General features: G+C 38.3%; 2 protein-coding genes and 2 riboswitches. Both genes read left to right on the top strand.

Annotated elements, in window-relative coordinates:
• The first annotated feature begins 133 nt into the window (after positions 1-133).
• Positions 134-3,964, top strand: a complete 3,831-nt coding sequence (locus CLLU_RS12810) for an Ig-like domain-containing protein (protein ID WP_106010177.1) — start codon at positions 134-136, stop codon at positions 3,962-3,964.
• 271 nt (positions 3,965-4,235) lie between these two features.
• Positions 4,236-5,201, top strand: a complete 966-nt coding sequence (locus tag CLLU_RS12805) for an Rpn family recombination-promoting nuclease/putative transposase (protein WP_106010176.1) — start codon at positions 4,236-4,238, stop codon at positions 5,199-5,201.
• A 454-nt stretch (positions 5,202-5,655) separates the two neighbouring features.
• A riboswitch (cobalamin riboswitch) is annotated at positions 5,656-5,839 on the top strand.
• Positions 5,840-5,956: 117 nt separating this feature from the next.
• Positions 5,957-6,138, top strand: a riboswitch (cobalamin riboswitch).
• The last annotated feature ends 211 nt before the right edge of the window (positions 6,139-6,349 follow it).

Genomic DNA, 6,349 nt, shown 5'->3' with positions numbered 1-6,349 from the left:
CAAAAGACTGGACTGTTTTATTCATTTTTTATGCGATTTTATAAATCTGTGGATAATTCTAAAACTCAAAGTTACCTTATCCACAGTCGTTATCTAGTCATTTCTAAAAAAATGGGGAAACTCTAAACCTAATATGGATTTTACCGGGGAAGCTGAAAATGATTCAGAGGGAAACCTGCCGGTAACTGTCACGTTAAATGGCAGCCCTGTCGAGGGACAAGCTGAAAACTATGCATTGACTCTTTCAGAAGGGCAGAACACAATTGTCATAACTGCAGCTGATTCCGGGGGTAATACGACATCAAAAACCTATAAAGTGACTTATGTTCCCGGGGATGAAAATTCAGAACCAGTAAAAGACAAGGCTCCGCCGGGCGATACAGACGGAGATGCAGGTATGGCTGCTGTAAATGGGAAAGATGGTGTAGTGTCAGAGAAAGAAATTTCTACTACAGTTAATGCTGAAGAAGTTTCACCTATTGATATTACTCTGAGAGCAACAACACCTGATGAAAACTTGATATACCCTTGTGACCTGACTGTCAGCTATGCCAAATTCAGTAATTTGGGCTTGAACGTTGATAACGATGATCCGGGATTTATTACTCCTCTGCACGTTTTGGCGGCGTATTACACCCAAACTCAAGGGGCTACTGCAGAAACCATGAAAAATTATATTCAAGTTAATTCAGACGGAACCCTTAAATCCATTGCCGGTAAAAATGGATTGGCGGTGACAAAGGACACGACAAAATGGATGTTTTCGCTTAATGGAATTGTTCAAATGAACAGTGAAGACAGTACAGTCATTAATTCATCCACTGCTGTCAGTCTGGGAAGAACGAATCTAGGCATCTATGCCTATGATTCTGCCATAACAGAAGCATATTTTAATTTTCAGAACAGCAACCAGATGTGCAAGGTGGGAACAGAAGTAAGTAACTTTTTAAACAGGAGTCAGAAGCTGTTAAACAATGATGTGGATATTTTGGCATTAAAAGATACCATAACACCCATGATATTCAGGGAAGATGGTACTCCGGCAGATCCTTCGGATTATATTTTGGAAACAGAAACCTTAAGCGGGACAACAGGAAGTCTGAAAATTACCTTTAATTCTCCGGGGGTTTATTATATCAGTGCCCAGAATCCAGTAACAGTTGATGGAAAAACTTATAATAATATCAACTGTCCACTGGAAAAAATCAGTGTCTATACAGAAGGAGAATACAATTTCAGGACAGATTTAAATGCTTTAAATTTCAATGGGGGAGACCTTGAATTTTACAAGGATGAAACCAGCTGGAGCAGTAAAACAACAGGAACAAACGGTTCTGTTATCAAGTGGAGTTCTTCAGATGAAAACCGCCTTTCCATTCAAAGGGCAGATGATGCGACTCTGAAAATTGTTGCAGATAACCAAGGATTGACCAAAGATGCACAGATTACAGTTACGGCAAAAGTAACTTTAGGGGAATTTACAGAGGAAAAGACTTTTGAATGTACCGTCATAGCCGACCGTGTATCTTATTGTCTGAATCAGGACTATGAAAGTGCAACAGTTACTAATACAACTTATTCTAACTGGTCCGGCTATATGAGCAGAGCAAATCTATGCGAAGGTAAATATGGTTCAACTTATGAATTTTACAGCAGCATGCCGGATAATTTGTATTTTGAAGTAATGGCTTCCAATAAGCTTGGCTTTTATGCACACAATACAAATTTGACAGAGGACACCCCTATAAAGATTTACATTAAGGTGACCTATGGCGGCATCTCTAAAGTAAAAGAATTAGACGGCCTTATTCAAGCAACTCCACGGCTTTCGAATATGGAAGTTACAGGTGTCAATAATTTTGTTTTTGATACTGCGGTTTACAAATATGATCTCCGCATGCCGGAAGGGGATTCTATCACCATTACCCCGACACTGGGAGTAGCAAATGAGAAATATTATATTACAATCAATGGCCAAAAAGTGGGAAATGGTGAAAGCTATACTTACACCATTGACAAAAATGCGGGCATTAATACCGTAAAAATCAAGACATGCCGTCAAGACGCTGCCATAGTTTATGCTCAGTATACAATTAATTTATCTAAGGAGGCCACTGCCCTTCCGGACTATACCGCTTTCTGGGGGACAGGACATTTAGACGATTATAATACCCGTGTTGTCAATGCTTTGACACCACGATCCGCAGATGAAATTGCGAAGCAGTGGAATGTTGCCATTAGTACGGCCGGCGAAGGTATGAGTGGATGGGGCAAATGGAGTTATCCTATTGTAGTCAATGATAATATCTATGCAGCTGCAGATCAAAAACTCATGAAATTTGATATGGATGGCAATCTCCTGGCGGTAGGTTCCATGACCAGCGGAGTTCTTGGAGGAGGATACACCGGGTGGCTTGCTTATGGAGAAGGAAAAATTTTTGTCCCGACGGGAAGTGGAATAATGGCCTTCAATGCCGACGACTTGACCCAGCTGTGGGTAGGTTCTTCCGGGGTGGGCGGTTCTCAGGGAAGCTGTCCCATTCTTTATCACGATGGTTATGTCTACAGCGGAAGCACTGATGCCAATAACGGCGGCGGTTTTTATTGTTTTAAAGCCGAGGATGAAAATACACAGTTTGGAAATGAAAGCAAAAGTGCTGTTTGGTCTTTAACCAATTCTTCAGGGGTAAACTCCAGTTTTTATTGGGCAGGGGCGGCCATCGTGGGTGATTATCTGATAGTTCCCTGTGACAGCGGATATGTTTATTCCATCAGTTTAAGCCAGTCCATAGAAAAGGGAGAACCGGTCATTGTAGACAAGATCAATGCAGATGGCGAGGAAACCAATATACGTACTTCCATTGTCTATGATGAAACCACAAAATCCATTTACTATCCCACTTATGCAGGGAAAACCTATAAAGTGATTTTTAATGAAGATGGAACCTTTGGAGAGTACAAATCCATTGATGTTCAGTCCCAGTGTCCTACTGTTTATAAGGGACGTCTCTACATTACCACAAATGCCGGAGCCAGTGTCTACGATGCTGAAACCATGGAATTAATCTACACTGCAGAAGTCAGGGATAATGCTCTTACAGGATTTGTCAACGGCCCTACCATTGTAACGGCTTATGCCACTGAGGAAAACAACCAGACAGTCTACATCTACGGTCACACAAACAGCAATCCAGATACAATTTCTGTCTGGAAGGACAGCCAGACAAACAATGCCGAAAATCCGGGAACAGTGGAAGTTCTCTATAAGAATGAGGTCAAACCTCAGTTTGCAACATCAAACGTTGTGGTATCTGAGGAAGGAAATCTTATTTTTGTGAATGACAGTGCCAACTTGTTTTGTTTAAAGAGTGGTGTAACGCCGGTGACAGGAGTAACACTGGATAAAGCAACAGACGTATTGACAGTGGGAGATACAGATACTTTAGCTGCAGCAGCAACCCCGGATAATGCCACAGACAAAAATGTAATCTGGTCAAGCAGTGATGAGACTGTGGCAGCGGTAGATTCAAATGGAAAAGTAACAGCATTGAAGGCGGGAACTGCAGTTATAACAGTTACCACAGAAGATGGACAAAAGACAGCAAGCTGTACTGTAACAGTTACTGCTGACAATGGAACTAAACCAATAAAGATAACTAACTTAACTGAAGGAGTAACTTATAAATTAGGTGAAGATGCCAAAGTTTCCATAGAAGCTGAAAATAATTCTGAAGGTGCAAAAGATGTTTCACTTATAATAGCACTGTATGATGACAATGATAAATTTATAAGCTATACATCCGGAAAACAGACTGTAGAAGTTGGAAAATCGTCTGTTTTGACGGGCATGCTGAAGCTTCCTGAAGAGGGCACATACAAGTTAAAGGCATTTGTATGGGACAGCCTTGAAAATATGGCTCCCCTTTCAGATGTGATAGATATACCCATAAGCAGTGACATCTAGAAATTGATTCCCGGAGAAATTCAAGATCATACTGTTAAGTTTAATTCCAGTTTTAAAGTCGAATTTACAACAACCCACAATTGGCGGCATGATATTGGAAGTCTGCCGGGAATTTAAGACAAAGTGAAAGCTCCCATGGAGATTGTGAAGTGATCCCTGTGGGAGCTTTTTATGTACAAATAAATTATGAACTAAATATTAATGCAGTAACTGATAAAAATCTGGTATAATAAAACAAAGAGATAACTAAACATTTAAGGGCGTGAAGATTTTGGCGAGAATACACGATTTTGATGCAGCCTGGAAAACCATACTGGAGGCTTTTGAAAGCGAGATAGTGGAATTGATTTTTCCGGAATTATACTTCAGAATAGACTGGGAAGCTGGGACGGAGTCTCTGGATAAAGAATTAAGTGAAATACAAAAAGAGATATTTGACAAGCAGAGCAGTGAAAAGATAATTTCGGATAAGATAATAAAAGTGAAATTGAAAGAAAAAGGAAGCAAAATACTGTTTATACATGTGGAAGTGCAGAGTTACAGCAGTGGAAATGAAGTTTTCGGGGAGAGGATGTTCAGGTACTTTTACAGGATATGGGATAGATTCAGATATAGATACAATGACAAATCAGAAATAGTGGCTGCAGCAATTTACACCTATAGAGGCGAGAGCGGTAAAGACAGAAGGTATGTATACAAATTGCCCGAACTTGCGGAGAATATACTGGAGTATAATTTCAGGACTGTGGATGTTGAGAAAATAGAGCTTGAAAAGATAAGCAATGAAAACCCGCTGAAGCTGGTAATTAAAATGGCAAAAAGGCTGCTGGATACAGAAACTTCGGATGAGGAAATATACAGGGTAAAAATAGAACTGGCAGAAGAACTCCAAAATTACGATAAAGTAAAAAATGAAGAGCAGATAAAAGCACTGGTGGATTTTTTAGAATATTTATTTTTAATAGAAGATCCGGTACTGGAAAATAAATACGAGAAATTTAAGAAATCACAGGGAGGTGTATCCAAGATGTCTGTGGATGAAATAAGAAAAAGATACTATACACAAAAGGGTATAGAAAAAGGAATAGAAAAGGGCATAGAAGAAGGAGAAACTAATAAAGCAATAAAGATAGCTAAAAAAATGATTAACCGTGGAGATTCAATAAATGATATAGCAGACATAACTGAACTGCCAAAAGAAAAAATAATAGAACTGAAAAAGAAATACCGAAATTAAAGCATTGGTATGGATATATTTGATATAGAAAAGGCAGAGGATTTAAAAAGATATTTTTAGTAAAATCCAGTTAAGAGTTTATAGCGAAGAATTAATAGTGAAGAGTCAGCAGTGAAGGAAGATTTTCGGTGAGAATCGAAGATCAGCCGAAACCGTTGGCTCTTGATTGTTATATGGGATTGTATGTAATTTAATACAATAAATGAGCTGTATGCCAATAATTTTTTAATACTTGCAGTATATGTATATATTTAGGGTTCCGATATAAAATTAAATTGGCATATAAAAACAGTATATGTGATGTGACATAAAGTACAAAATTATTTACGAAATATGGATTAAAATGTAGAAATTTTAATATAGATAATATAATTACATATTATAAAATATATTGAATATATGTTGACAAATAACATAATGTGATATATTATGAAATTAGTGAAAAATAAATATTGTTTATAATTTGTAGACAGGCTTCCCCGGGAATTAATAGGGAAAGCGGTAAAAGCCGCTGCAGCCTCCACTACTGTAGGGAAGATGAAATCCATGACAAGCCACTGAAGGACAAGCTCCTTTGGGAAGGTATGGAAAGTAAGATGATTCCAAGCCAGTATACCTGCCTGTTTACCGATATATGCAGTTCTTTTGGAAGGAAAGACTGGTATCAGATATATTTCCATAATTAAATCGGGAAATATGTTAATATGATATGTTAAGACCTTCGAAAGAAGGTCTTTTATATTACAAAAACAATAAGGATATAATGTTATTCGGGTCACCCGGTAAAGGGTGAAAAGGGAATCAGGTGAAAAACCTGAGCGGTCGGGCCGCTGTAAATGGAAAATCATCCTGCACTGTTCCTCGAATCTTCTGTAAAAAACTGAAGATGTGCCGGAAAGCTATGAGTCAGAAACCTTGCCTGGATAATTCATAAGAACTTTCCATGAAAAAGTGGTTGTGATCTGAAAATACAATATAAAAAGAAAAGCATTTACTATATAGATGTGCTGTATTAATAGACAAGCTTTTCCGAAAAGGCATATAGAATCACAGTTCCAAACTCATTTTTGTGGGAAACAGGACTGTGATTTCTATATTTTAAGGAGGTGAGGCTGTATAAAATGTTTATAAACAGGTCGCTTTCTAGT

The organism is Clostridium luticellarii, from assembly GCF_002995845.1.
Taxonomy (GTDB): domain Bacteria; phylum Bacillota; class Clostridia; order Clostridiales; family Clostridiaceae; genus Clostridium_B; species Clostridium_B luticellarii.
Note: the sequence above shows the minus strand (reverse complement) of the source record. Positions and strands in the feature narration are given on the sequence as shown.